The sequence below is a fragment of the Aeromonas piscicola genome, assembly GCF_000820005.1.
Classification (GTDB): Bacteria; Pseudomonadota; Gammaproteobacteria; order Enterobacterales; family Aeromonadaceae; genus Aeromonas; species Aeromonas piscicola.
Genome location: NZ_CDBL01000051.1, coordinates 6,503 through 7,460 on the forward strand (window position 1 = coordinate 6,503; position 958 = coordinate 7,460).

A 958-nucleotide genomic window follows, 5' to 3' on the forward strand; every position below is an offset into this window, starting at 1 on the left:
ACCCGTCACAAGCAGGCCGCCCAGATCCGTCGTGCCGTCAAGCGTCACAAGGATATGCAGGGCATGGAGCCGCGCGCCCGCAGCACCACGGCCCGCCGCAAGCCTACCTCCTCTACCCGCAACTCGGGTACCGGCAGCAAGTAAGCATTGCGCTGAGCCTCATGGGTTCATGCAAGGAAAGGCCCGCCTCTCAGGCGGGCCTTTTTGTTGCTGCTGTCTGTCGTTTATTATTCCAATCCCCTCCTTGCTGAATTAAACCACCCGGCGGGCTCGCTGCGGGAGAGGGGCAAGGTTGCTCTGCCAGAGCGGGCTTGTTAGCCTTTGCGGCACTGATACAGGAGATAATAATGAGCAAGGTACTTGATGAGCTGCTGGCACTGCTGGCGCTTGAAAAAATCGAGGAGGGCCTGTTTCGGGGCCAGAGCCAGGATCTCGGTCTGCGGGCCGTGTTTGGCGGACAGGTAATGGGACAGGCCTTGTCAGCCGCCAAACAGACGGTGGCCGGCGATCGTCAGGTGCACAGTTTCCACTCCTACTTCCTGCGCCCCGGTGATGCCAATCGCCCCATCATCTACGACGTGGAGAATATCCGTGACGGCCAGACCGTCTCCACCCGCCGGGTCAAGGCCATTCAGGGCGGCAAGCCCATCTTCTATCTCAACGCCTCCTTTCAGGTCGAGGCCGAGGGGTTCGAGCATCAGATCAGCATGCCGGCGGGGATCACTCCGCCCGAGCAGCTCAAGAGCGAGCTGGAGCTGGTGCGCCCCTACGAGCAGCAGATCCCGCCTGCCCTGCGTGACAAGATCATGTGCGAGAAGCCCATCGAAATTCGCCCTGTGACCCTGGTCGATCCGATCCGGCCGGATGTGCACGAGCCGCTGCGCCACGTCTGGTTCAAGGCCAATGGCCAGATGCCGGATGATCAGCGGGTTCACAAGTACCTGCTGGCCTATGCCTC

At 61.4% G+C, this 958-nt stretch carries 1 protein-coding gene and 1 pseudogene; both read left to right on the top strand.

Going from position 1 to position 958, the window contains the following annotated elements:
* Positions 1-144, top strand: a pseudogene (locus BN1128_RS26220) (23S rRNA pseudouridine(2605) synthase RluB); the annotation flags it as partial.
* A gap of 203 nt (positions 145-347) precedes the next feature.
* Positions 348-958: acyl-CoA thioesterase domain-containing protein (locus BN1128_RS10640; protein ID WP_042868505.1), on the top strand; the 611-nt coding region annotated here is incomplete at its 3' end.